General features: G+C 55.8%; 26 protein-coding genes and 1 pseudogene. 15 read left to right on the top strand and 12 right to left on the bottom strand.

The genetic code is table 11. The features are described 5' to 3' along the window. Window positions 1-27: 27 nt before the first annotated feature. The 6 genes from ACOYA6_RS07855 to otnK all read right to left on the bottom strand — a co-directional run bounded on the left by ACOYA6_RS07855 (window position 28) and on the right by otnK (window position 8,984). A complete protein-coding gene (locus tag ACOYA6_RS07855) occupies window positions 28-1,389 on the bottom strand; it encodes an efflux transporter outer membrane subunit (RefSeq protein WP_139565230.1) in 1,362 nt (453 codons plus the stop codon). Continuing rightward, complete coding sequence (locus tag ACOYA6_RS07850) at window positions 1,389-4,499, bottom strand: efflux RND transporter permease subunit (protein ID WP_422654441.1); 3,111 nt, start codon at window positions 4,497-4,499, stop codon at window positions 1,389-1,391. Before ACOYA6_RS07850 ends, ACOYA6_RS07855 begins: the two co-directional genes overlap by 1 nt. Further along, a complete protein-coding gene (locus ACOYA6_RS07845) occupies window positions 4,499-5,620 on the bottom strand; it encodes an efflux RND transporter periplasmic adaptor subunit (RefSeq protein WP_422654440.1) in 1,122 nt (373 codons plus the stop codon). The genes ACOYA6_RS07850 and ACOYA6_RS07845 overlap by 1 nt, the downstream gene beginning before the upstream one ends. 147 nt (window positions 5,621-5,767) lie before the next feature. Continuing rightward, window positions 5,768-6,337 (bottom strand): TetR/AcrR family transcriptional regulator, encoded by a 570-nt coding sequence (locus tag ACOYA6_RS07840; RefSeq protein WP_039028579.1) that lies wholly within the window; start codon window positions 6,335-6,337, stop codon window positions 5,768-5,770. A gap of 756 nt (window positions 6,338-7,093) precedes the next feature. Continuing rightward, window positions 7,094-7,732: a 3-oxo-tetronate 4-phosphate decarboxylase gene (otnC, locus tag ACOYA6_RS07835; protein WP_422654439.1), complete on the bottom strand. Its 639-nt coding sequence runs from the start codon at window positions 7,730-7,732 to the stop codon at window positions 7,094-7,096. Further along, window positions 7,725-8,984, bottom strand: a complete 1,260-nt coding sequence (otnK, locus tag ACOYA6_RS07830; RefSeq protein ID WP_422654438.1) for a 3-oxo-tetronate kinase — start codon at window positions 8,982-8,984, stop codon at window positions 7,725-7,727. The genes otnC and otnK overlap by 8 nt, the downstream gene beginning before the upstream one ends. Before the next feature lie 324 nt (window positions 8,985-9,308). Between otnK and ACOYA6_RS07825 the strand changes: the two genes are divergently transcribed. The 7 genes and pseudogenes from ACOYA6_RS07825 to ACOYA6_RS07795 all read left to right on the top strand — a co-directional run. After that, the gene (locus ACOYA6_RS07825) at window positions 9,309-10,379 is read left to right on the top strand and encodes an isocitrate/isopropylmalate dehydrogenase family protein (RefSeq protein ID WP_039028582.1); all 1,071 of its coding nucleotides are present in this window, start codon (window positions 9,309-9,311) and stop codon (window positions 10,377-10,379) included. Window positions 10,380-10,431: 52 nt separating this feature from the next. Continuing rightward, entirely contained in the window at window positions 10,432-11,085 is a 654-nt protein-coding gene (locus ACOYA6_RS07820) for an arylsulfatase (RefSeq protein ID WP_422654437.1), read from the top strand. 9 nt (window positions 11,086-11,094) lie between these two features. Further along, window positions 11,095-11,979 carry an amidohydrolase family protein gene (locus ACOYA6_RS07815; RefSeq protein WP_422654436.1) on the top strand — a complete coding sequence of 295 codons (885 nt, stop codon included), beginning with the start codon at window positions 11,095-11,097 and terminating at the stop codon, window positions 11,977-11,979. A gap of 14 nt (window positions 11,980-11,993) precedes the next feature. Further along, window positions 11,994-13,373, top strand: coding sequence for an MFS transporter (locus tag ACOYA6_RS07810; RefSeq protein WP_138369094.1), 1,380 nt, complete (start codon window positions 11,994-11,996; stop codon window positions 13,371-13,373). After that, window positions 13,360-14,037, top strand: coding sequence for an ABC transporter substrate-binding protein (locus ACOYA6_RS07805; protein ID WP_138369093.1), 678 nt, complete (start codon window positions 13,360-13,362; stop codon window positions 14,035-14,037). The genes ACOYA6_RS07810 and ACOYA6_RS07805 overlap by 14 nt, the downstream gene beginning before the upstream one ends. A gap of 55 nt (window positions 14,038-14,092) precedes the next feature. After that, window positions 14,093-14,290: a hypothetical protein gene (locus ACOYA6_RS07800; RefSeq protein ID WP_171029925.1), complete on the top strand. Its 198-nt coding sequence runs from the start codon at window positions 14,093-14,095 to the stop codon at window positions 14,288-14,290. After that, window positions 14,205-14,432: pseudogene (locus ACOYA6_RS07795) on the top strand (SDR family oxidoreductase); the annotation flags it as partial. The gene ACOYA6_RS07800 and the pseudogene ACOYA6_RS07795, both read left to right, overlap by 86 nt. Window positions 14,433-14,442: 10 nt before the next feature. Here ACOYA6_RS07795 and ACOYA6_RS07790 read toward each other — a convergent pair. Next, entirely contained in the window at window positions 14,443-15,354 is a 912-nt protein-coding gene (locus ACOYA6_RS07790) for an alpha/beta fold hydrolase (protein ID WP_138369092.1), read from the bottom strand. 72 nt (window positions 15,355-15,426) lie between these two features. Then, on the bottom strand, window positions 15,427-16,002 hold the full coding sequence (locus tag ACOYA6_RS07785) for a histidine phosphatase family protein (protein WP_422654435.1): 576 nt from the start codon (window positions 16,000-16,002) through the stop codon (window positions 15,427-15,429). A 213-nt stretch (window positions 16,003-16,215) separates the two neighbouring features. On the opposite strand from ACOYA6_RS07785, the gene ACOYA6_RS07780 reads away from it, so the two are divergent. After that, complete coding sequence (locus ACOYA6_RS07780) at window positions 16,216-16,800, top strand: helix-turn-helix domain-containing protein (RefSeq protein WP_422654434.1); 585 nt, start codon at window positions 16,216-16,218, stop codon at window positions 16,798-16,800. A 19-nt stretch (window positions 16,801-16,819) separates the two neighbouring features. On the opposite strand, the gene ACOYA6_RS07775 is transcribed toward ACOYA6_RS07780, so the two are convergent. Both ACOYA6_RS07775 and ACOYA6_RS07770 read right to left on the bottom strand, forming a co-directional pair. Continuing rightward, the gene (locus tag ACOYA6_RS07775) at window positions 16,820-17,263 is read right to left on the bottom strand and encodes an acetyltransferase (RefSeq protein WP_422654433.1); all 444 of its coding nucleotides are present in this window, start codon (window positions 17,261-17,263) and stop codon (window positions 16,820-16,822) included. Between the two features lie 98 nt (window positions 17,264-17,361). Then, entirely contained in the window at window positions 17,362-17,745 is a 384-nt protein-coding gene (locus ACOYA6_RS07770) for a winged helix-turn-helix transcriptional regulator (RefSeq protein ID WP_138369089.1), read from the bottom strand. Window positions 17,746-17,857: 112 nt separating this feature from the next. Between ACOYA6_RS07770 and ACOYA6_RS07765 the strand changes: the two genes are divergently transcribed. The 5 genes from ACOYA6_RS07765 to ACOYA6_RS07745 all read left to right on the top strand — a co-directional run bounded on the left by ACOYA6_RS07765 (window position 17,858) and on the right by ACOYA6_RS07745 (window position 20,744). Next, window positions 17,858-18,907 (top strand): NAD(P)-dependent alcohol dehydrogenase, encoded by a 1,050-nt coding sequence (locus tag ACOYA6_RS07765; RefSeq protein WP_422654432.1) that lies wholly within the window; start codon window positions 17,858-17,860, stop codon window positions 18,905-18,907. A gap of 76 nt (window positions 18,908-18,983) precedes the next feature. Further along, on the top strand, window positions 18,984-19,508 hold the full coding sequence (locus ACOYA6_RS07760) for a GNAT family N-acetyltransferase (protein ID WP_171029924.1): 525 nt from the start codon (window positions 18,984-18,986) through the stop codon (window positions 19,506-19,508). Between the two features lie 40 nt (window positions 19,509-19,548). Further along, complete coding sequence (locus tag ACOYA6_RS07755) at window positions 19,549-19,944, top strand: Imm63 family immunity protein (RefSeq protein ID WP_039028593.1); 396 nt, start codon at window positions 19,549-19,551, stop codon at window positions 19,942-19,944. Between the two features lie 229 nt (window positions 19,945-20,173). Then, on the top strand, window positions 20,174-20,425 hold the full coding sequence (locus ACOYA6_RS07750; RefSeq protein ID WP_072036612.1) for a hypothetical protein: 252 nt from the start codon (window positions 20,174-20,176) through the stop codon (window positions 20,423-20,425). Next, window positions 20,397-20,744, top strand: coding sequence for a low molecular weight protein tyrosine phosphatase family protein (locus tag ACOYA6_RS07745; RefSeq protein ID WP_039028594.1), 348 nt, complete (start codon window positions 20,397-20,399; stop codon window positions 20,742-20,744). Before ACOYA6_RS07750 ends, ACOYA6_RS07745 begins: the two co-directional genes overlap by 29 nt. A gap of 15 nt (window positions 20,745-20,759) precedes the next feature. Here ACOYA6_RS07745 and ACOYA6_RS07740 read toward each other — a convergent pair whose 3' ends face one another. Together ACOYA6_RS07740 and ACOYA6_RS07735 are read right to left on the bottom strand one after the other, a co-directional pair. After that, entirely contained in the window at window positions 20,760-21,320 is a 561-nt protein-coding gene (locus ACOYA6_RS07740) for a hypothetical protein (RefSeq protein ID WP_039028595.1), read from the bottom strand. Window positions 21,321-21,449: 129 nt separating this feature from the next. Continuing rightward, window positions 21,450-22,010 (bottom strand): hypothetical protein, encoded by a 561-nt coding sequence (locus ACOYA6_RS07735; protein ID WP_039028596.1) that lies wholly within the window; start codon window positions 22,008-22,010, stop codon window positions 21,450-21,452. Window positions 22,011-22,315: 305 nt separating this feature from the next. Between ACOYA6_RS07735 and ACOYA6_RS07730 the strand changes: the two genes are divergently transcribed. Next, window positions 22,316-22,573, top strand: a complete 258-nt coding sequence (locus ACOYA6_RS07730) for a hypothetical protein (RefSeq protein WP_039028598.1) — start codon at window positions 22,316-22,318, stop codon at window positions 22,571-22,573. Window positions 22,574-22,630: 57 nt separating this feature from the next. Then, window positions 22,631-23,203 carry a DUF1349 domain-containing protein gene (locus tag ACOYA6_RS07725; protein WP_422654431.1) on the top strand — a complete coding sequence of 191 codons (573 nt, stop codon included), beginning with the start codon at window positions 22,631-22,633 and terminating at the stop codon, window positions 23,201-23,203. Window positions 23,204-23,271 lie beyond the last annotated feature (68 nt).

Here is a 23,271-nt window from a genome sequence, read left to right as displayed (position 1 = left end):
CGACGATGGCATGCCCGGCAAATCCTGCTAAATACCGCCCCCGAGGGACTGCCACAGAGTAATGCGGTTTTCCAGGTCGGTCTGTTGTAGCGCGATCAGCGACGACTGGGCCGACCACAGCGAGCGCCGTGCGGTCAGTACCGTCAGGTAATCTCCCGCTCCCGCCTGATAGCTACGGGTCGCTACATCCAGCGTTTTTTGCTCTGCCGCCACGTACTCGCGCTGGGCATCAAGCTGCTCGCTCAGGGTTTCCCGGCGCGCCAGCGCGTCGGCCACGTCCTTAAAGGCGCTCTGAATCGTTTTCTCGTAAGTGGCGATCAGCCCCTTCTTCTCCGCTTCGGCGTAGCGCAGCTGCGCCATGTTGTTGCCGCCGCTGAACAGCGGCAGGGTGATGGACGGCGCGAACGACCAGACCTGCATCCCGTGGCTGAACAGAGAGGAGAGCGAATCGCTGCCGACCCCGGCGCTGGCGGTCAGCGAGATGGTCGGGAAGAAGTTAGCCCGCGCGGCACCGATGCTGGCGTTGGCGCTCAGCAGGTTATGCTCCGCCTCCTGAATATCCGGGCGACGCAGCAGCGTGCCGGAGCTGACCCCCGCCGGGATCAGCGTGATGGCGTTGTCGCTCAGACTCTCCAGGGTGCCGGGCAGCAGGTTGTCCGGCACGGTGTCGCCCGCCAGCAGGTTGAGGGCGTTTTTGTCCTGCATCACCTGCGTTTGGTAGCTCGCCACGCTGGCGCGCGCCTGCTGGTATACCGCCATGGCGGAGCTGACGTCCGTGGCCGCCGCTACGCCGACCTCCTGCTGGCGTTTGACGATTTTGAGCGAGTTCGCGGCGCTCTGCTGGGTGGATTTCGCCAGCGCCAGGTTGCTGTTATCCGCCGCCAGCGTCACCCAGGCGGTGGTCAGTTCGCTGACCATCGTCAGGCGGGTGTTCTGGGCGGTGAACTCGCTGGCAAGCCAGGTCTCCCGCGCGGCGCGGGACAGGCTCTGGTTACGGCCAAACAGATCCAGTTCAAAGCTGGAGACCGTACCGTTGGCTTCATCGCTGGTGGTCACGCCGCCCGCCAGCGTGCGGCTGCGGGTATGGCTCAGCCCGGCATCCAGCGTCGGGAAGAGGGATGAACGCGTTTCGCCATACTGGGCGCGGGCGGCATCGATGTCGGCAATCGCTTTTTGCAGGTCGCGGTTGCTGTTGAGCGCCATCGTCACCACGCTTTTCAGGCGGGCATCGTTCATCACCTGCTGCCACTGGCTGACCACCACGGTGGCCTCGCCGTGGGTGCCGGGCAGGGTGGCCGGGACGGGGGCGGCCGGGCGCTGATAAGTGGGATCTAACGACACACAGCCTGCGCTCAGCAGGGCCAGAACTAAAACAGATACACGAAACATTATGACCTCCGGTTTGCGTGTTTACCGGAGAACAGACGTTTCACCAGTACAAAAAATAAAGGAACGAAGAAGATCGCCAGCAGCGTGGCGGCCAGGGTCCCGCCGATGATGCCGGTCCCGATCGCCACGCGGCTGTTGGCCCCGGCACCGGTGGCAATCGCCAGTGGCGTCACGCCCGCGATAAACGCCAGCGAGGTCATGATGATGGGACGCAGACGCGTCTGGGCGGCACGCAGGGCGGCGCGGGTGAGGGAGTAGCCTTCGGCGACTTTGGCTTCGGCGAACTCCACAATCAGGATGGCGTTTTTCGACGACAGGCCAATGGTGGTCAGCAGCGCCACCTGGAAGTAGACGTCGTTGTTCAGGCCGCGCAGCGAGGCGGCAAGCGCCGCGCCCAGCACCCCAAGCGGGATCACCAGGATGACCGAAATCGGCACCGACCAGCTCTCATACAGCGCCGCCAGGCAGAGGAACACCACCATGATGGAGAGGGCATACAGGCTCATCGCCTGGCCGCTGGCCAGTTTTTCCTGCAATGACAGGCCGCTCCACGCCCAGGTGGTGCCGGACGGCAGGCTGTTCGCCAGCTGCTCCATCTGGCTCATGGCGGTGCCGGAACTGGCGCCGCTGGCGTTTTCGCCCTGGATCTCATACGCCGCCGAACCGTTGTAACGCACCAGGCTCTCCGGGCCATACTCCCAGCGGGTGGTGGCGAAGGCGGAGAACGGGGTCATGCTGCTGTCGCTGCCGCGCACATACCACTTGTTGAGATCTGTCGGTACGGCGCGGGCATCGCTGTCGCCCTGGATGTAGACCTTTTTCACGCGCCCGCGATCGATAAAGTCATTCACGTAGGTGCCGCCCCAGGCGCTGGAGAGGGTGCTGGTGACGTCGCTCAGGGAGAGCCCCAGCGACACGGCTTTGTTGTTGTCAATATCCACCTGCAGCTGTGGCATCTGGGGCAGATCGTTGGCGCGCACCGCCTGCAGGGTGCTCTGCTGGTTGGCCTGGCCAATCAGCTGGTTACGCATCTTCAGCAGGGTGTCGCGATCGGTATTGCCGGTCGCCATCAGCTCAAAGGTAAAGCCATTGCTCTGACCCAGACCGTCAACCGCCGGGGGCGTCATGGCAAAGATGCTGGCATCCCGGATGGTGCTCAGCTCCCGGGTGGCACGCAGGGCAATCGCCTGGGCGGTGTTCTCGTCGCCCTGACGCTCGGACCAGTTTTTCAGGGAGACAAAGGCCATCCCGGCGTTCTGGCCGCTGCCGCTAAAGCTGAAACCCTCGACGGTGAAGATAACGTCGGTGTTGGCTTTCTCTTTGGTGAGGAACCACTCGCGCACCTGGCGGCTGACCTCGGCGGTTCGGACTGCCGTGGCACCCGCGGGCAGGGTGTACTGCACCATGATTTCACCCTGGTCCTCCGTGGGCAGGAAGCTGCCCGGCAGTTTCAGCATCGCCACGCCCATCGCGCCGCAGAGCAGGGCGTAGACCACAAGCATGCCGCCGGAACGACGCAGGCCGCGCAGGACCTTGTTCTGATAGCCGTGTTCGGTCCTGCCGTAGAAGCGGTTAAAGGCGCCGAAGAAGCCTTTTTTATGCGGTGTGGTGTGGCTCAGGATCGCGCCGCAAAGCGCGGGGGTCAGGGTCAGCGCTACCACCACGGAGAGGATCATCGCCGAGATAATGGTGACCGAAAACTGACGGTAGATTACACCGGTCGAACCGCCGAAGAAGGCCATCGGCAGGAAGACCGCCGAGAGCACCAGCGCAATGGCGACCAGCGCGCCGGAGATTTCGCCCATCGATTTTTCGGTCGCTTCCCGGGCAGGCAGCCCTTCGTCACGCATAATACGCTCGACGTTCTCCACCACCACGATGGCGTCATCCACCAGCAGGCCTATCGCCAGCACCATCGCAAACAGCGTCAGGGTGTTGATGGAGTAGCCGAACAGCGCCAGCACGCCGAAGGTGCCCAACAGGACCACTGGGACCGCCAGCGCCGGGATCAGCGTCGCGCGGATGTTCTGCAGGAACAGGTACATCACCACGACCACCAGGATAATGGCTTCGAACAGGGTCTGGATCACGTCCTCAACTGAGATCTTGATGAACTCTGTACTGTCTTTCGGGTAGGCCACGTCGTAGCCTTCCGGCATCGACTTTTTGAATTCGGCGATTTTGTCTTTCACCGCCGTGGCGGTATTAAGCGCGTTCGCGCCCGGAGAAAGCATTACGGCCATCCCCGCTGCCGGGTGGCCGTTCAGCTTCGCGGTGGCGGTGTAGTCTTCGCTGCCCATCTCCACCCGCGCCACGTCGCCGATGCGCACGACCGCGCCGCTGGCCTGGCTCTTGACGATGATGTTTTTAAACTGATCCACCGTCTGCAGGCGCGACTGGGCGCGCACCGTGGCGGTCAGCTGCTGTGCGTTCGACGAAGGCAGGGCGCCGATCTTCCCGGCAGAGACCTGCACGTTTTGCGCTTCAATCGCGCTCTGCACGTCGGAGGGCATCAGGGCGTAAGAGGCCAGCTTCGCCGGGTCGAGCCAGATGCGCATGGCGTATTCCGCGCCGAACACCTGCAGGCTGCCGACGCCTTCCACGCGTGCCAGCGGATCCTGCATGTTGCTCACCAGCCAGTCGGCGATATCCGAGCTGCTGGCGGTATCGGTTTTGTCGTACACCCCCATGATCAGCAGGAAGTTGCTCTGGGATTTTTCAACGGTAATGCCGGACTGCTGCACCTCGGTCGGCAGGCGCGATTCCGCCTGCTGAACCTTGTTCTGCACCTGCACCTGGGCGGTATCCGGGTCGGTTCCCTGTTCGAAGGTGACGTTAATGCTCACCGAGCCGTCCGAGCTGCTGGTGGAGCTGAAGTAGAGCAGGTTATCCAGCCCGGTCAGCTGCTGCTCAATCACCTGGGTGACGCTGTTCTCCAGGGTTTGCGCAGAGGCACCGGTATAGGTGGCGGAGATTTTGATCGACGGCGGGGCAACGTCCGGGTACTGCGCCACCGGCAGGGTGCGGATCGCCAGCATCCCGGCGAGCATGATCAGAATGGCGATCACCCAGGCAAAGACCGGACGACGCACGAAGAAACGGGAAAACATCAGGCGTCTCCTCCGGTGGTTTTCATCTCTTCGGCTTTCACTTCCTGCCCGGCGGTCACTTTGTCGGTACCTTCCACAATCAGTTTATCGCCCGCCTTCAGGCCGCTCAGCACCAGCCATTTGTCGCCGTAGGTGTCGCCCGTTTGCAGCTGGCGCTGCTCCACCTTATTGCTGGCATTGACCACCAGCGCGGTGGCGGTGCCTTTGGCGTCGCGGGTAACGCCCTGCTGCGGGGCGAGGATCGCATCATTCATAATGCCTTCGTCCACGCGGGCGCGGACAAACATTCCCGGCAGAAGTTGATGCTGCGGGTTCGGGAAGACGGCGCGCAGGGTGACCGAGCCGGTGGATTCATCCACCGCCACTTCGGTCAGCGCCAGGCGGCCTTTTTCGCTGTAGGTGCTGCCGTCCTCCAGGGTTAACGTCACGCTCAGCGTATTGCTGTTGCTGGCAAGGGTTTGCCTGCGCAGGCGCAGCAGATCGGCGCTGGATCGCGTGAGATCGACGTACATGCTGTCCAGGCCGCGAACGGTCGCGAGGGCGGTATCCTGCTGGGCGGTGACCAGCGCGCCGGGCGTCACGGAGGAGATGCCGATGCGCCCGGCAATGGGTGCGGTGACGGTGGTCCAGTTGAGGTTAATGCGGGCGCTCTCCTGGGCCGCTCGCTTCGACGCCACGCTGGCCTTGTCCTGCGCGCAGGTGGATTTTGCGTCTTCCGCGTCCTGGCGCGACACGCCGTCGTCTTTCACCAGTTGGGCATAGCGTTGGGCTTTCTGGCAGTCGGCCTGCACCAGCGCCTGCGCCTGTTTCAGCGCGGCCGCGGCTTCATCAAATGCGGCGCGGTAGCTGGAGGGATCAATCTGATACAGCGCCTGTCCGGCTTTGACGGTATCGCCTTCGGTGAAGAGCCGTTTCTGGATAATGCCGCCCACCTGCGGGCGCACTTCGGCGCTCATGGCGGCGGTGGTGCGGCCGGTCAGTTCGCTGACGACGGGAACCGGCTGGCTCATCAGGGTGACAATCCCCACTTCCGGCAGGGGAGGTGGGGGAGCAGATGTTTGTGCATCATCGCACCCGGTCAGGAGGAGTAATGCCGCGATGGGGGTTATTATGGTTTTCATAATCTTTTTCCAGGGTGAACGAAGCCAGCCCTGTTAATGGCTTAACAGGGTGGAGGACTGATTAAAGGCACAGCGATGCCGCATCTCCGGCAGTGCCGGAAATGAAAATAAGGAAATAATCGGGTACGGCTGATTATTTACATGCGATTACTTAGCAGAGAAAAGCATATTTAAAATATCCTGATAAATGGGCTCTAATTGTTCTGACGGCACTTTTAACGGAGTTAATCGACGGTAAATTGTCCCCTCGATCATCACCGCGGTAATTTCCACGCAGCAGCGAATATGGTCATCGCTCAGGTGAGGGAACTGCTTTTTGAGGTGCTCGCAGGCGTTGGCAAACATCCGCGCCTCGGCCTCTTTCAGCATGGCGGCAACCTGCGGGTTGCGCGTGGCCTCGGCGGACATCTCGAGCATGAGCGCATCGTCATCTTCGTTGAGGGTTTGTCGCCAGGCGAGCATCTGCGGCATCCCTTCAACCAGCGTTTTCCCCTGCATCTCCTCGATGCGCGAGTCGATGATACGCCGGATCATCTCTTCGATAATGGCGTCTTTGTTGCTGAAATAACGGTAGATTTGCCCGACGCTCAGCTGCGCTTCTCCGGCGATTTGCGACATGCTGGCGGCGTGAAACCCGCTGGATCGAAAGCAGCGGCGGGCAGCCGTAATGATCTCGTCCTGCCGCTGTTTCTGGCGTTGTTCCAGTTTCGTGCTCATCAGGGCAATCCTGTAAAAGTGAGAATGATCGTTCTCATTATGCATTTCAGGAGCGAATTGGAAAGGCTTTTTTTATTTACATAACGAATGAATATTTCCGGATTTTAATAATGGAGGGAATATGGAGTTTTTATGGAAAAGAGGCGGGGCGGTATTAAGAATATGATGAAAAAAAGGAGGCAAAAAAAGGCAGAGAGTTATCCGCCCCTGTTTTGCCGTATTACAGCGGAGTAATCCCGGGTACCAGCGCGGCGAGAAGGGCGCAAACGCTCATGACCCAGACTTTGCGACCGCAATGGTGTTGAAGAACCCCCAGTAATTTTCGTATTCTTAATGCGATAAAATAATTTCAGGATAATTAATGGCTTATAGCGGTGCCTTGGTCCGGCTGAAAATCGACGAAGCGTTGACCGCAGGCCTGGGCGAGGCGCATGGATGCGCCGAGAGGGGGCGACCTACATGGATGTAGGATCGCCCCCGACCCGAAAGCCTGCGGGAATAAGCTGAGTGTACCGCGAAGCGGCGATTTTCCTGGCCGGGAGCCGGGATTGCTAAGGGGGCGGCGGCGAGCCCACTTAGCACGTTCACGGGTGACGCGGCTGACAGAGAAGCACAAATCATACAGTGAACGGAACCACCTCCAGAGTCGCATGTTCCCCCTCACCCCAGCCCTCTCCCCAAAGAGGAGAGGGAGCCGACCGTGCCGCTATTTATTGTGGGGATCCCCTGCGCGAGGAATAACGCAGGGAAATTTTATTATTTCATATTAAAAGTGGCGTTAAGCTCGTCGACGTTTTCCTGAGTCAGGGTATTCATCCCAAATGGCTTGAGCATGAAATAGAGTTTAGCCGTCTCTTCCAGCTCTTCGGCGTTAAATACCGCCTCGCGAAGTGTCTTGCCGGAAATAATTGGGCCGTGACTGGCGAGCAGAATGGCGTTATGTTCCGCCGCCAGTTTTTCGACATGCTCGGCGATCAGCGGTGAACCCGGGCGAATGTAGGGTACGACGGGCAGTTTGCCGACACGCATCACGTAATAGGGGGTGATCGGCGGCAGGGCGTTTTCAGGATCAATGCCCGGCAGGCACGACAGGGCGGTGAGCCACGGCGAATGCAGATGAACAATGCCGCCGCACTGCGGGCGCTGACGATACATCGCCAGGTGCATCAGTACCTCTTTCGAGGCCTTCTGACCCGAAATCTGTTCCCCCTCCATGGTGACTTTACTCAGCTCGTCCGCAACAAGATCGCCAAAGCTGGAGTTGGTGGGGGTCGCCAGAATCGTGCCGTCCGGGAGTTTCAGGCTGATATTGCCCGCGCCGCCGCTGCTGTAGCCGCGCTCAAACATGGAACGGGCATAGCGCACCATCTCTTCTCTTAACTGTTGTTCACTCATCATAATGTTCCTGTGCTTTCTGAAAGAAATCCTGGCTGCCAAAGTTGCCGGATTTGAGGATCACCCACTGCGGTTTGTTGAGGACCTGGGTCCAGGGCACCCCGGGTGCCACAGGCTCGCCAATGATCATCCCCTCAATGTTCAGACCCTGAGTCACCGCGCCGGAGGTCTCGCCCCCCGCGACGATAAACTTGTTAAAGCCAGCCCGGGCAAGCGTCCGGGCCAGCGATGCGAAGAAGGTTTCGATCCTGTCGCTGACGAACGCCGCGCCGTAGTGTTTCTGGATAAGCTCGATGATTTGCGGCGGCTGGGTGGCGTAGACCATCGGGGCCAGCGGTTCACCGCCACGGGTGATGACCCATTGCGAGACGCTTTCCAGATACGCCGGGTCGTGAATGATCTTTTCCACATCCAGCGCCAGGGACGAGGCGCGTTGCTGGTAGAAATCTACCTGCTGATTGGTCATCGCTGAACAGCTGCCGGAAAGCACCACCCCCGCGCCGCTGGCCTTGACCTGCATCGTCTGTTTTGCGGTTCCGGCATGCTGTTTATCAAGGGTGGCGATGGCGTAACCCAGCCCGGCCGCGCCCGTCACCAGCGGGAAGTGCGACGTGGCGCTGGCGACGGTCAGCAGATCTTGGTTATCGAGCACGTCGAAAATGAAGTAGCGGGCCCGGTTCGCCCGCTGTTTTTCCATCTCCGCTGCCAGTGCGGCGGGATGGTTTTTCACCGTATCGAGATTGATCAGCCCGCACAGCCCGACAGACTGCGCTTCCATCAGCTTCTTCAGGGAGGCGTGCTTCATCGGCGTGACGGGATGGTGCTCCATGCCGCTCTCATTCAGCAGCTCACCCTTCACGAACAGGTGGCCGTGCACGATGGTGCGACCGTTATCCGGTACCGCAGGGCAGATCAGGGTAGCTGGAGTATCCAGAAACTTCATCAGCGCATCGGTCACCGGGCCGATATTGCCCTGGGCGGTGGAGTCAAAGGTCGAGCAATATTTGAAGAGCTGGCGCTGGCACCCCTGCGCCTTCAGCCACGCCGAGGCCGCTAAGGACAACTCCACCGCGTCGTTGACCGGAATCGAACGGCTCTTCAGGGCAATGACAATGGCGTCGGTGTCCTGCGCGTCGAAGCCATCGGTGGGCACGCCATTAAAGAGCACCACTTTCCAGCCTGCGTTGACCATAAAACTGGCAATGTCGGTTGCCCCGGTAAAGTCGTCGGCGATGACGCCTAACTTAGTCATGTTCATTCCTCACAAACCCGTTGATGTCGCTATATTGCTTTTATGTATATATAAATGCAAATGTGGTGATTGTTAAAACGTGGTTAAGATCACATTTTGGGTCAATTTGCGACACTGTGTCCCAAAGTGCTACCTCCCGGTTGCATCCAGAAGTTGCAGGCATTTAAGACGCAAAAAATTGCTGCTTGCAAGTATATGAAAGGTAAAGAAAATGCTAAATCTCAAAAGACTTATCGGATAAATGTGATCTGCATCACCTTGCCATAGATGCATTTATTGTTATAAAAATGCAATCGAAAGCAAACAACCTACCTGGAGTTTTTTATGCGCATTCTGGTTCTGCCTTGTGACGGTATCGGCCCTGAAATCACCTCAGCTGCGGTAACCGTGCTGAATTCACTGGATAAAGCCTTCGGCCTGGATTTTGAATTTGATTACGAAGAGGTGGGTTTCACCAGCCTGGAGAAATACGGCACCACGCTGCGTCAGGAGTCGTTAGACAGAGCGAAAACCTACGATGGCATTATCCTGGGCACCCAGTCACACGCAGATTATCCGGCACCGGAAAAGGGCGGTCGCAACGTCTCGGCGGGCTTCCGTATCGGTCTGGATCTGTATGCCAACGTTCGCCCGGCACGGACGCGTCCTTTCCTGACGTCGAACATGAAAGAGGGCAAAACCATGGATCTGGTGATTATGCGCGAGGCCACGGAAGGGTTTTATCCGGACCGTAACATGACCCGCGGTTGGGGGGAGGTCATGCCAAGCCCGGATATGGCCCTGTCCACGCGCAAAATCACCCGTCACTGCTCTGAGCGTATTGCCCGTAAAGCCTTTGAGCTGGCAATGCAGCGTAAGAAAAAAGTGACCGCTATTCACAAAGCCAACAGCTTCCATATGACCGACGGCCTGTTCCTCGAAGCCGTGCGCACGGTGGCAAAAGAGTTCCCGGAAGTGCAGCTCGACGATCTGCTGGTGGACGCCTCCACCGCGCACCTGGTGCGTAACCCGGAACGCTTCGATGTGTTAGTGGCTACTAACTTCTATGGCGACATCATCAGCGATCTGGCAAGCGAACTCTCCGGCAGCCTCGGCCTGGCGGGCTCTATCATGGCCAGCGATACCCACTGCTGCGCTCAGGCGCAGCACGGTTCCGCGCCGGATATTCAGAACCAGGATAAAGCCAACCCGGTGTCGATGATCCTCTCCGCAGCGATGATGCTGGCCTGGTATGCCGAGAAGCACAACCAGCCGAAATTCCTCAAAGCGGCGGACGAGATCGGCCGTGCGGTGGACGAAGTGCTGGAGAACCCGGCAACCCGCACGCCGGATCTGGGCGGCACCTGCGGCACCAAAGCCTTTGCAGAAAAAGTGGCAGCGGCTATTCGCTCCTGAGCATGATTTGCGGCTGCCCTCGTTGCGGGCAGCCCGTTTTCCGGAGAGCACCATGAGCCAACGTATTGTCCTGATCCACGCCACGCCCCTGGCCGTCGCGCCGATCAACGACACCTTCAGGAACCTGTGGCCTGAAGCAGAAATCAGCAATCTGCTCGACGATGCCTTAAGCGTCGATCGGGCCAAAGAGCCAACCCTGACCCCGCGCCTGCATCAGCGTATTCACGCGCTGGTGGAGTATGCCGTCAGCATTGATGCCGCCGCAGTGCTGTTTACCTGCTCGGCGTTCGGGGCCGCCATTGAGTCCAGCGCGCAAGTCGTTTCTCTGCCGGTGCTCAAGCCTAACGAGGCGATGTTCGAGGATGCCCTGGCGAAGGGGCGCAATATCGTGATGCTGGCGACCTTCGCGCCCGCCGTAAAAGGGATGGAGGAGGAGTTCAGCGCTCTGGCTTCTGCCCGCCAGGTGGACGCCAGGCTGCAAAGCTACGTGGTGCCCGGCGCGCGTGATGCCCTGAACGCAGGAAATGCCAGCCTGCATAACCAGCTCATCGTCGAGGCGGCGCGGCAACATCAGGGGGCTGATGCGATCCTGCTGGCCCATTTCTCGATGGAGATCGCCTGGCAGGAGGTGAGTTCCGCCGTCTCCTGCGCGGTATTCAGTAGCCCGCAGTCCGCCGTGCATAAATTAAAGCGGATGATGAAGTAAGGCACCGCCGTGAATAATCATAAAGAGACGCAGATTAAATACAGCCGCATATCCTCTGCGCCGGATCTCCTGTTACCTGCCAACAGCTGCGACTGCCATCATCATATTTTTGACCGGCGTTACCCCTGGGCGCCGGATGATGAACGCAACCTCCCTGATGCCAGGGTGAATGATTATCGGGCTTTCCAGTCATGGCTCGGTTTTACGCGCCACGTGCTGGTACAGCCGTCTTCCTACGGGGCGGATAACCGCTGCTTACTCGATGCCCTGAAGGCCTTTGGGGAGAACGCGCGCGGCGAGGCGGTGGTGACGCCGTCGGTCAGCGACGCGGAGCTGGACACCCTTGCCGACGCCGGGGTGACCGGCATTCGCTTCAATTTTGCTGCCGGGAGTATCACCACGCCGGAGATGCTGCTGCCGTTGGCCGCCCGGGTGGCGGAGCGCGGCTGGCATGTGCAGGTTCATGCCAGCGCCGATCGGCTCTGGGCCCTGCGGTCCGTGCTGAAGCAGGTTCCGGGCAGGCTGGTCATCGACCATTTCTTTCGCCTGCCGCAGCCGGAACCGCTCTCCCATCCGGCATGGAAACTGGCCTGGGAGCTTATCGATTCGGGACGTTGCTGGGTCAAACTCTCCGCCCTTTACCATCAGTCGCAGCGGGATGATGTGTCTGATATGGCGGGAATAATTAAAGGTTTTCTCTTTGATGCCACCGAGCGGGTGGTGTGGGGCAGCGACTGGCCGCACCCGAATCTCATCAGCGCCAATAAAAACATGCCCGACGACGCGCTGATCCTCTCGCGCATTGCGCACTGGGCAAATAACGACCGGGTCCGGCACCGTCTGTTTGTGCACAACCCGGCAGACCTTTACGGATTTAACTCTTCGTCTTCGTGATAAGGCCGAAAAGAATGACAACACCTGACTCTGCTTCATCTAAAAAGAAACCCACGCACTATCGCTATATGATTTTGCTGATGGTGTTCCTGAGTATCGCGTTAAATCATGGCGATCGCGCCACGTTCTCCATTGCCGGTACCGATATGGTTAACGCCGCTGGCCTTGATATTGTGGCGCTGGGCTACCTGATATCGACGTTCACCTGGGCTTACGTGCTGGGCCAGTATCCCGGCGGGTGGCTGCTCGATCGTTTCGGCTCCAAACGGGTGCTGGTGACCGGCGTCTTTACCTGGTCGCTGTTTGTTTTCCTGGTGGGGTTCAGCACCTCGTTTGATAACGTCTGGGTCACCCGGATCATGATCTTCGGCTTTATCTTTATGATGGGGTTGATTGAAGCACCGACCCTGCCTGCCAACTCCCGCTTTCTTGCCGCCTGGTTCCCGGCACGTGAACGCGGTAAAGCGTCCGGGTTTACCACGGCGGCACAGTACTTTGCGTTGGTGGTCTTTTTACCCTTAATGGGCTGGTTTTCTTATAGTTACGGCTGGGAATCGGTATTCTGGTTTATGGGCGGGCTGGGCATTCTGGTCTCCCTGTTGATGCACCGGGTGCTTGCCGACACGCCGAAGGTTCACCCGCTGGTGAACAGCGCGGAGCTGGATTATATCCAGTCGGGCGGAGGGCTGACCAACCTTAAGGCCGCGAAAAAAGGTGACAGCGCGGGCAAAGGTTATACCCGCAAGCTGCTGACTAACCGCCTGGCGCTCGGCGTCTATATGGGGCAGTTCTTCTTTACCGTGCTCTCGTACTTCTTCCTGACCTGGTTTCCCGTTTACCTGGTTCACGATCGCGGCATGACCATTCTCAAAGCCGGGTTTGTGGCCTCGTTACCCGCCCTGTGCGGCTGTGCGGGGGCGCTGCTGGGCGGCGTGTTGTCCGATTACATGCTCTCGCGCGGCTTTAGCCTCTCTGCGGCGCGTAAAACGCCGATTGTGATCGGCATGCTGCTGGCAGTGAGCATGGTGATTTGTAACTACGTCGACTCGGCGTGGATTGTGGTGGCAATCATGTCGCTGGCCTTTTTCGGCAAAGGGTTCGGGGCGATGGGGTGGTGCGTGGTCTCCGACTTCTCGCCAAAAGAGGCGATTGGCCTGAGCGGCGGACTGTTCAATATGATCGGTAATATTTCCGGGATCTTCACGCCGATTATTATCGCCTACATTATTAAAGACACCGGCTCATTTAACGGGGCGCTTATCTTCGTTGGCGTCTGTGCGTTCCTGAATCTGTGCTGTTATTTATTCGTCGCAGGGAAAATCCAGCGTCTGAGTTTTGACACTGATAATCATGAACCTGAGCGACTTGCGGAGGAGCCTCATGTCAGTCACTAAAAACCTGCGTTTTGCTATTAATCTGGGCAATGCTGTTCTGGCAAGGGAGCTACCGGACGGCAGTCCCGGCGGAATAACGGTCCAGCTGGCGCGTAAGATAGCCGCGGAGCTGGGCTGCAGCGCGCAGCTAAAAACCTACCCGGCCGCCGGAAAGGTGGTGGAGGATGCGCAGAAGGATTACTGGGACATCGCCTTTCTGGCGGTGGACCCGCAGCGGGAGACGATCCTGCAGTTTACTCAGCCCTATATCACCATTCAGGGCACGGTGCTGGTTCACGAAGGGAGTTCGTGGCAGAGCGTTGAACAGATGGATAAGCCAGGGGTTGTGATCAACGTCGGTAAGGGGGCGGCATACGATCTGCATCTGACCCGATACCTGCAGCATGCCACCCTCAACCGGCTCGCCTCATCCCAGGCCGCCATTGATGCGTTTCTGCAGGGGGAGGGGGACATGGCGGCGGGAATTCGCCAGCCGCTGGAGCGCACATCTGCCGCGCACTCTGGATATCGGGTTCTGCCCGATAATTTCGGTCAGATACATCAGGCGATCTGCGTACCCCGGGGTAATGAACAGCGCTATCACCAGCTTGTTGAGATGCTGACCCGCTGGCAGGCGGACGGTGCGGTGCAGGGGATTATTGATCGTGAATTGGCTATGGCGTAATGGTAAAGCCTGGTGGAAATGTGCTTCGACAATCTCCTTCCTGAAGAAGCCAGTCATGGAAGACGTTGACTTCAGCACGCATGACTTTTTGCTGCGCGGTGACCAGATAATAAGACCAATTGAGCTGCCACCGATGGTCGGGATGCAGCTGAGCCAGCTGGCCGGTTTCGGTTTCTCCAGCCGTTGTTCACACGCCGATTTACGAAGGCTTTATTGCGAAAGACGAGGTGAAGGAGGTGATGAACAGCTTTGACAGCTTCCACCCGATCGGTCGCGTAGGTACACCGGTTGATATCGCCGAAACCGTGGCTTTCCTGCTTTCTGACAAGACTGGCTGGGTCACCGGCGCTATCTGGGATATTGATGGCGGCGTGATGGCGGGCCGTAACGCCTGATGACCATGCCTTATTTATTTAAAAATGACTGAACCGCGCTGGAGAACCGTTTTGGCTGATCGAGCATGATAAAGTGAAAACTGTCATCGATGCGTGTGAAATGGATATCTCGCGCATTGGTATAGGCTCGACGGTACATTTCATCCACACCGGAGGCAGGCACCCCGAATAAGGCGTCATACGCATAAACGACCTCAATCGGTGCGCTAATGCGGCCAAGCTCGGGGCGCAAGTCGGTAACCATCAATTCATACACAGCGTCTGCAATGGTTCTGCGATCGGAACTGAGCCCTGCCGCCACCAGAGCGGGCCTCACCGCTTCGGTCTTAGCTAAACGGGCTATGGATGCTTTCTGAAACGCTTCAAATTCTTGCGGCGATTGCGCCAGTATCCACTCCCTTGTAGCAATTGCACGCTGGGAAGCTGTTTCGCTGGTCGCTTCAGGGTCAATCATTAACGAATAGAACGGTAAAGCATCGACAATCATTAAGCGACCAACCCGATCGGGATACCGGGCCCCCAACATCAATGCAATCTCGCCGCCAAGAGAATGGCCAACGATCGCCGGAGCGTTGATGTGCTGGGTGCGGATGTATTCAGCGATGGCGTCAACGACTGGGGCTATGACCTTACCGTCCCGGCTGGAAATAGCAGGTGTACTCGCAAAGCCCGCCAGCTCTAAAATGTGAACGCGGTGGCCAGACTGTAAACCTGATGCTAAATCGGTCCAGATTTCGTGAGACGACGCCAGGCCTGGAATCAATATGACATCCGTTCCTGAGCCTTGCGTCTGAACGGACATCAGCTGCAAATTCGGCTGTTCTGATGCCAGGGGCAGAGATTGAGCTTTGGACGTGGTAATGAACGCAGACATCAGTAAAAAAGTCCCGCCGAGCATCGCACAAATATTTTTGGTATACATCAAATCTTCCTGTTTAAGCCAGCCGGTTTAAAAAAGCGGGAGCCTGGGCTGATTAATTGACCCACTGAGTGCTCAGGCAGAGGAACGGGTCTGGAGTAAGCTGTAAATACCCGCGTTCCAGTAACCACTCCCCTGACGACGGCACTCTCTCCAGCCTGACGATATGAGTTCCTTTGCGATCAACCGATTCATCACCCCATGACCTATGAGCAGCACAGGACCGTTTGATTCTTTTGCAAACGCAATCAGGATATCCGCAGCCCGAGCGGCGCGTTGTTTCGCTATTCCCAGGGACTCTGCGTTACGGGATATGCCACACAGCCACATCACGCGGAAAAAAGCCGCCCAGAAGAGGGGGGACAATCTGAGAGCGGGCATCCGGATTATGGGCAGGTCTGCTTCCCTGAAGACTTTATCAATGAGGTCCGGTTCACGCCCTAATGCCCTCAGGGATGAGAGCGCTCTGGGAAGAGGACTGCTTATGATGTGCAATGCGCTGGATGCTAATGCTTTACTGGATTGCGGGGGCATATCGCTGCCCGTATCAGAGAGATCGTATTCTGAAATCCATTCAGCCATCTCAAGGCTTGTTACCCTCGCAGAGCCAGCATAAGCCGGCTTTCCATCACGCATCAGAATAATTTCCATAAAGAGCTTCGTTTTTCTGGTTCTTTTGACGCAGACAGACTAACGCGATGAAGGCAGGTGGCACCACCACCATATTTAGGGTTGACCGCGGCGATCAGGGTGCGTGAAAGATTAAGAACGTTTGATAAAACCTGATTTTCATAGCTGTTAAATCATCAGTTTCAGCCTGATTTATGAAATGGCATAATCAGGCTGGCGAAACCAGGGGTGAAAATGGAAAAAACATCTAAAAATCAGATACTCGATAGCGACATCGCACGTTTGTTGCTTAAACACAGAAAGGCTCGCAACCTGACTGTCACTGAGCTTGCTCAACGATCGGGCGTCAGTCAGGCCATGATTAGCAAGGTGGAACGAGGCACCTCCAGCCCCAGTGCAACGATACTGAGTCGTTTAGCTAACGCGATGAATCTTACGCTATCAAAGCTTTTCGCAGAGCTTGAGCAACATCAGAACTCACTTGTTCTTTTTGCTCATGAGCAGCAGCACTGGACGGATGAACACTCAGGCATTACCCGCTGGTCGCTTTCCCCTGCAGGGGCCTGCCCGGAACTTATAAGAGTTGAGATTCCGGCTAAGGGTGAGCTGACGATACCCGCCTCCGCGAATGAGCATCTTTCCGGGCAAACACTCTGGATGTTGAGTGGCAGCCTTGATTTTCGCGTCAATCATCAGACACATCATTTACGCGCCGGGGACTGCCTTGCTCTGACCTTCGCAAGCGAGTGCCAAATGAGTAATCCTGACAGTGAGCAGGGCTGTTCTTACATCGTCGCTTTTAGCCAAAAAAATCCATGACACTGTGCTGCTACAACGGCTAGATCCCATTTGCTTTGCTCAGGTGTAACAGGGGATATGGCCTCCCCTGATTATCCCGCTCTGAACGCCCTGAAACCTCAAAACCCATGTGCTGATAAAACCCTACAGCTTGCTGATTTTGTTCATTTACATCGACGCTGAGATCGGGATGCAGGGCGAGCGCATGTGAGATCAACCCTTTGCCGACGCCAAGTCCGCGAGCAGACGCATCCACAAATAGCGCCTCCAGATGACCATCATGCAAAAACATAAATCCTAATGGCTGGTCATCCTGATTTGTAGCAACCCATACCGGGGTTTCTGAAAAAAAGCCGACAACTTCTTTTTCGATCTCCTGGCGATCCTCCGCTGTCAGAAAATCGTGTGTAGCATCCACTGAACGCTTCCAGATCTGGATAATTTCTGGCGCTTCAGCCGGTTGTGACTTTCTGATGTTCAACATTTTTCTTCCTTAACGTGTTCTTTGCTTTGTGTATTCACATAAAAAATGAGTTCATTAAAATTTACTATAGTGAAAATAAATTCACAATAGTGATTTTGTTAGCCGGACGCCGCCTGATAACAGGCTTCCATTTCATCAAGTGCATCCTGATGTTCTAACCCCCACTGGTACATTTGCTCAATGGGCTCGGCAAAAGTTCTGCCGAGTGGGGTCAGCCGATAGTCGACTTTGGGTGGGATCACGTCGTACACATGGCGGGCAATCAACCCCCGCTGTTCCAGTTCTTTCAGCGTCTGGAACAGCATTTTCTTAGAAATTCCCTCCAGGCTACGCTGTAACTCACCGGTGCGTGCGCGTTCATCCGGCCAGTGATACAGCGCGTGCAGCACCATCGTGGTCCATTTAACGGAAAAGAGTTCCATCAGGCGGCGCGGCGGCGAGTCCGCATAAAAATAAAGTTTACCTTCAACCCAGGCTGGCACCGTTCTCTCCTCTGCTTATGGTCACCAAATGGTAACTACTATCAATATGGGATCCTGTTGACTATAGTCTGCCCCCTTGAGTTAGCCTGAACCAGCACATTCCTGAGGTAAGATGAAAATCAATGCACTAGTCGCACATGACGCGGCACAACCCTTAACATCAGGCCAGGTTTCGCTGCGCCCGCTACAAAAACAGGATGTCAAAATTGAGATCCTCTATTGCGGCGTGTGCCACTCCGATCTCCATATGGCGCGTAACGAATGGGCGGTAAGTGAATATCCCCTGGTGCCGGGGCACGAAATCGTCGGGCGCGTCCTTGAGACTGGCGACGAGGCCACCCATTTTAAACCGGGTGATATCGTCGGTGTGGGCGTGATGGTCGACTCCTGCCGCGAGTGCCATTTCTGCCAGAGCCATGAAGAGCAGTACTGCGAAGCAGGCTTCACGGCGACCTACAATGGCCTGGATAAATTTACCGGCGAAAGAACCCGGGGCGGCTATGCGCAGAGCGTGATCGTCGATCAACATTTTGTTGTGTCTGTGCCGCGCAACCTGCCGCTTACCGGGGTTGCACCGCTGTTGTGTGCGGGTGTGACTGTCTGGTCGCCGCTGCGCCATTTCAATGTGGCTGCCGGCGATCGCGTGGGTGTCGTGGGTCTGGGTGGGCTAGGCCATATGGCAGTGAAGCTCGCCAGTGCGATGGGGGCGGAAGTGACGCTGTTTACAACCTCCCCGGAGAAGGGCGAAGATGCCCGTCGTCTGGGGGCAAAACGGGTGGTGGTATCGCGCGATGCCGCGCAAATGGCGGCCTGCCAAACCTCACTGGATTTTATCATTGACTGCGTGGCGGCACCGCACGACCTGAACCCTTATCTGGCGACGTTGAAAACCAACGGTCGCCTGGTATTGGTCGGTATTCCGGACCAGCCACACCTCTCGCCGGATATTACGCCCATGGTGTTTCGGCGTTTAAGCATCAGCGGATCGTCAATTGGCAGCATTCAGGAAACCCAGGAGATGCTGAACTTCTGCGGCGAGCATAATATTACCGCCGATATCGAAACGATCGGTGGCGAGGATATTGAGACTGCCTTTGCCCGTATGCTTAAGGGTGACGTAAAGTATCGCTTTGTCATCGATATGCAGGCCACGCGCTGGTAGTGGAGCGACAGGCTATTCCGGGCGGCCATTGCTGGTCGCCTGGCATAATTTTGCGTTAATGAGCGGGGAGACATACATGGAGAGTTCGGTCCTGGAAATCACCATCAGCAATGCGCAGTGTGAACATTTTGATGCACTGCGCGCCATCGAACTGGCTGCCTTTGAGACACTGCGTGGCGCAGGGGCGGTGACAGGTCAGGCTGTCGCAAATAGCCTGAAGGATTTTTGTGACTTCAGCCGCGACGGTGTGCTGCTTGCCGCGTTAGCTGCAGATTCTACCCCCGTCGGGTTTATAGCTGGCACGTTCGAAAGCAGATGGCTGCACATTGCCGAAATTGATGTGCACCCGGACTGGCAAGGGAAGGGGATCGGCAGATTGTTAATGCAGGCGATGCTCGCGTCCACGCGGCAGCGCGGCCTGGCTGGCGCCACATTAACAACAGATAAGGTGGCTGCCTTTAATGCAAAATTTTACGCCTCGCTGGGTTTTGAAATAGTGGAAGGGGAATCGTGCCCGCTTCATCTGATAAGCCAGATAGAAGAGGAAATTGGAAAGGGTTTCGATCCGGCGCGGCGCGTCGGGATGCGGTTAGACTTTTAAGGCTTCCAGGGTTTCTGTAACGTATTGACCATAAAAAATCATGAAAAATATCGAAGAGTTACGCGCCGAACTCCTCAAAATCGGCGTGAAAATGGGCGGTGGGGTCAGACCCAATCATTACTTCACCATCCCTGACAGTCCTGATGGCCTGGCAACGCCATATCTGGAAATTCATGGTGAAGAATATCATTTCGTCGTCGCTGAACGAGGGATCGAAATAGCGCGTAAAGTGACGCTGAGTGATGATGAGATCCTGTACTGGTTTGTTGACTGTGGTGTGGTCGCTCTGGCTGCAGAGTATGCAGCCCTGAACAGCGCCCCTGATAAGGAATTCAGGCATGTTTATTTCCGAAAACAATATAGTTTACTGCTGTCCATTAACCCTGAATGGGCGACAAGGAAACGCAAAGAACTGACAGAAATTCTTAGGGGTTAGGGTCAGAAATATTGTTGGTTTGGCAGGGGAGGCGTGGTGTAGAGGGCCTGTTTTAAGGGGTTGTTTTCCCTTCGTTAGATCCCACTATGTCTGTCGCCGAAGCTAGATAAGGGAATATGACTCACCCAACCCGGGATATAAATTGTCTTCGGAAGAAGCTATACTTTTCCAGTTTTTCCTCCCCGTATTATCGCGGCTGCTGACCCGATTAATCTGAGAGAGTAAAATAATGGAAATAAAACGTACCCGAGATTGGCGCAATGCACAGAAGCGACGCAACAAGTCTCGTGATGTCCACAAGGCCTTATTAACCTTCCGTGGCGAAAAAAACTGGAAGATGCTTTACACGCGGTCAGATAAATTGTTACGTGCCGCACAACTGGGGCATGAGTATCCACGTATGACTAACCAACAACGTGCCCTGAGAGGTCTTGAAGAGTATCACTATTCTGATGAACGTACTTTTTATATGCAGTCGTAATCAATGGCGAAGCCCGACGGCGGAACAGGTGTTCCGCCGTTATCCATCCCTTTCCGTACTTTCCGCTGGGACTAGCCGGAATGCTAAAAAAAGAGTCTCTGCTGAATTGCTTCAATGGGCTGATGTTGTCTGCGTGATGGAAGAGAAGCACAAAAACCGTTTATTGGCTCAATATGGCCGGCTCATCGCATTTAAGCCTCTTCATGTGCTCGATATCGCCGATGATTACCTCTTTATGGATCCTGAGTTGATAGCAATATTCAACCATGTCGTACCGGAAAAGCTGGGGCTAACCACTCAAGAAACAGCGAGCCGATAAGGATACTAATAAAAACTACCGAACAAGCAGCTCCAGCCAATCAGGATCCTCAATTTTACGGGAATAGGGCAGCATCGCACGATTAATCAGCTCAAAGAATTCTTGTTCACCCATCTTTACTGCTTCGCTTGTCCCTGGCCCTTCCCATTCATCAAAAAGATGCCAGTAAAGCGATTTCAGCGTATCGACCACCGCCTCGAAAATCTTTACGTCAGGCTCAAACCAATGACACACCAGAAAATACATTTTCTGTTCTGCATCATGGATGGACGCGCACCGGGAAAGTTGACTCATAAAGAGCTTTATCCAGATCAGTGCTGCTGTTTTGAACGATGGCAGAACTATCCGCTGCTCGGCCAGGTACCGCGACAGATATAATTCCACCTCGGTCCGTTCAGGTTGATTATCAAGCCCCAGTGAAGCGAGAATTAAAAGCGTTTCCGAATCATTTCCTGCGGTAATTTGAGCTTCAGCCCATGCAACGATCAGACCGTCCAGATCACTGTGGAGAAAGTGATATTTCCGTGAAAAAACAATCAGTCCGAGCAAATCGTTGAGTGAGTATAAACCAGGCATCTGATATTCCCTTTCCTGTGAGCGAGAAGCGGCAGCTGTTAACGATTTAATTGTTGTTGATTACGAGATCATTCGAACCTGAACGCTGGTTCAATCTGCCGGGCTATTACCCTAAGGGTGAGCCCTTCTTCAAATCAGAATACCCGTTTTGAGATCGAGCTTAAAAGATTCCCAGCCTCCTGGTGGGTCCCATTCTCCCTCACCAAGCACCGTATCATTCTCTATGGATGTAACGATCACGCCATCGATGGCGCACTGCCCGGATTTCCAGAGAATGCCCGCAGCAATATCCATCAGAAAAACGTGGCAGTAAGTGGCGACCAGAACCCGATCCTGTAGTCTGTCAGAATGGATGTCAGGAACTGAGTAAAGATGGCCAACGTAATCACCCAGTGGATAGCTTCTGAACGTATGTGTGGCCATCTCAAAAACATGAAAGTGGTCGCCACAAATGATAGCCACGTGGGATTCATTCAGGAGAAAACCAGAAAAGGCGCTGGAAATAAGCCAGCCATCCTCATCTGCACGTATATATAACTGTAAAATCAGAAGGGGCTCACCGTCGTTACTGATTAGCAATCGCCGATCCTTTTCTCCATTAGGGCCAAAAGGATTGACGTCGATGATCGAAACACCTTCTGTTTCATCACCGGGTGCAGGCTGTTCATGCCAGGTTGCTTGTAATGACATTGAGTATCCATGTATGGTCAGCGATTGTAATAAAAAGGAGAGATGATGTTTACCCCGGAATTTATATCTGAAGATGGCGGAGAGTTTGTTCTCGTAGCCAATCACTGCCTGGGCTCTCCGGAATCGATAAGTCTCAGTATTGCTTATAATACAGCCAGAATATCATATGGGCGATCACAGCTTCCTCCTCACATTCAAACTTGCAGGGTCGTTTACGACACCAGAGGACAATCAATCTCCGACCAGGTTAGAGCCCAGATCAGACAAGCGCTTGAGCAGGTAGCTATTGTGGAGTTTAAAAGCTGATGGGACTTCAGTTAATCGTAAAAGCCGACCTTAAGAAGATAGAAAAATCGTTAGGGTCGCTGGCGTCAGAATGCGAGATTTTCCCGGTCGCTGAAGGCCTTTTTGGTATTTCAGTACCGGAAAGAATTCTCTCCTCCCTGGGGGACGATGTCGTTCAGCGCAAACTTCAGAAACTAAAACGTTTTGACCTCTGGCAGGGATCATGGCAAGAATCTGAGCGAAGTTGGCTCCATAAAATAGTGAGGGCGAGTGAATAATACAGATGTCATTATTTCTTACCGCTGCGCAGATGAAAAACCCATTTTGGAGCTGTTATGTTTAAATCGTTCGCCTGGATAAATGAGCCTGCAACGTGGCAGTGCCAGAACGGCACTCTACAGGTCACCACCGATGACAAAACTGATTTCTGGCGCGAAACCTGGTACGGGTTTGAACGCTTTTCCGGTCATGTCTTTGCCACTGAGGCTGAGGGCGATTTTACTTTCCAGCTCAAAATCTGCGCAGACTTTACCACGCTGTACGATCAGGCCGGATTGATGATGATAGGTGATGAACAGCACTGGTTAAAAGCGGGGATTGAATATAACGACGGCGCGCCCGCCATTGGCAGCGTGCTGACGCTCGGCCATTCCGACTGGGCTACAGGAATTTTTCCCGGTGATGCGCGAGCGTTCTGGCTCAGGCTCACGCGTAAAGGAGACAGCCTGAGACTGCAGTATTCAACGGAGGGACAGACGTGGCCTTTAATACGCCTGAGCTATTTTCCGCCGGGGCCGGTCAGGATCGGTGCAATGTGTTGTACTCCGGAGCGGGCGGGCCTGGATGTCGTGTTTGAGGACATCCTTTTAACGCCGCCGCTGGATAAGGCACTGCATGATTTGAGCTAATGTCACAAGGCCATTCCCAAAATACTTTCCCACCGTACACAGACATTTCCCTTAGCGTTCTCCTTTCG

The organism is Leclercia barmai (genome assembly GCF_049312895.1).
In the GTDB taxonomy this organism is placed as follows: domain Bacteria; phylum Pseudomonadota; class Gammaproteobacteria; order Enterobacterales; family Enterobacteriaceae; genus Enterobacter; species Enterobacter barmai.
The sequence above is the reverse complement of the archived record's forward strand: the minus strand, read 5'-3'. Positions and strand labels throughout refer to the sequence as shown.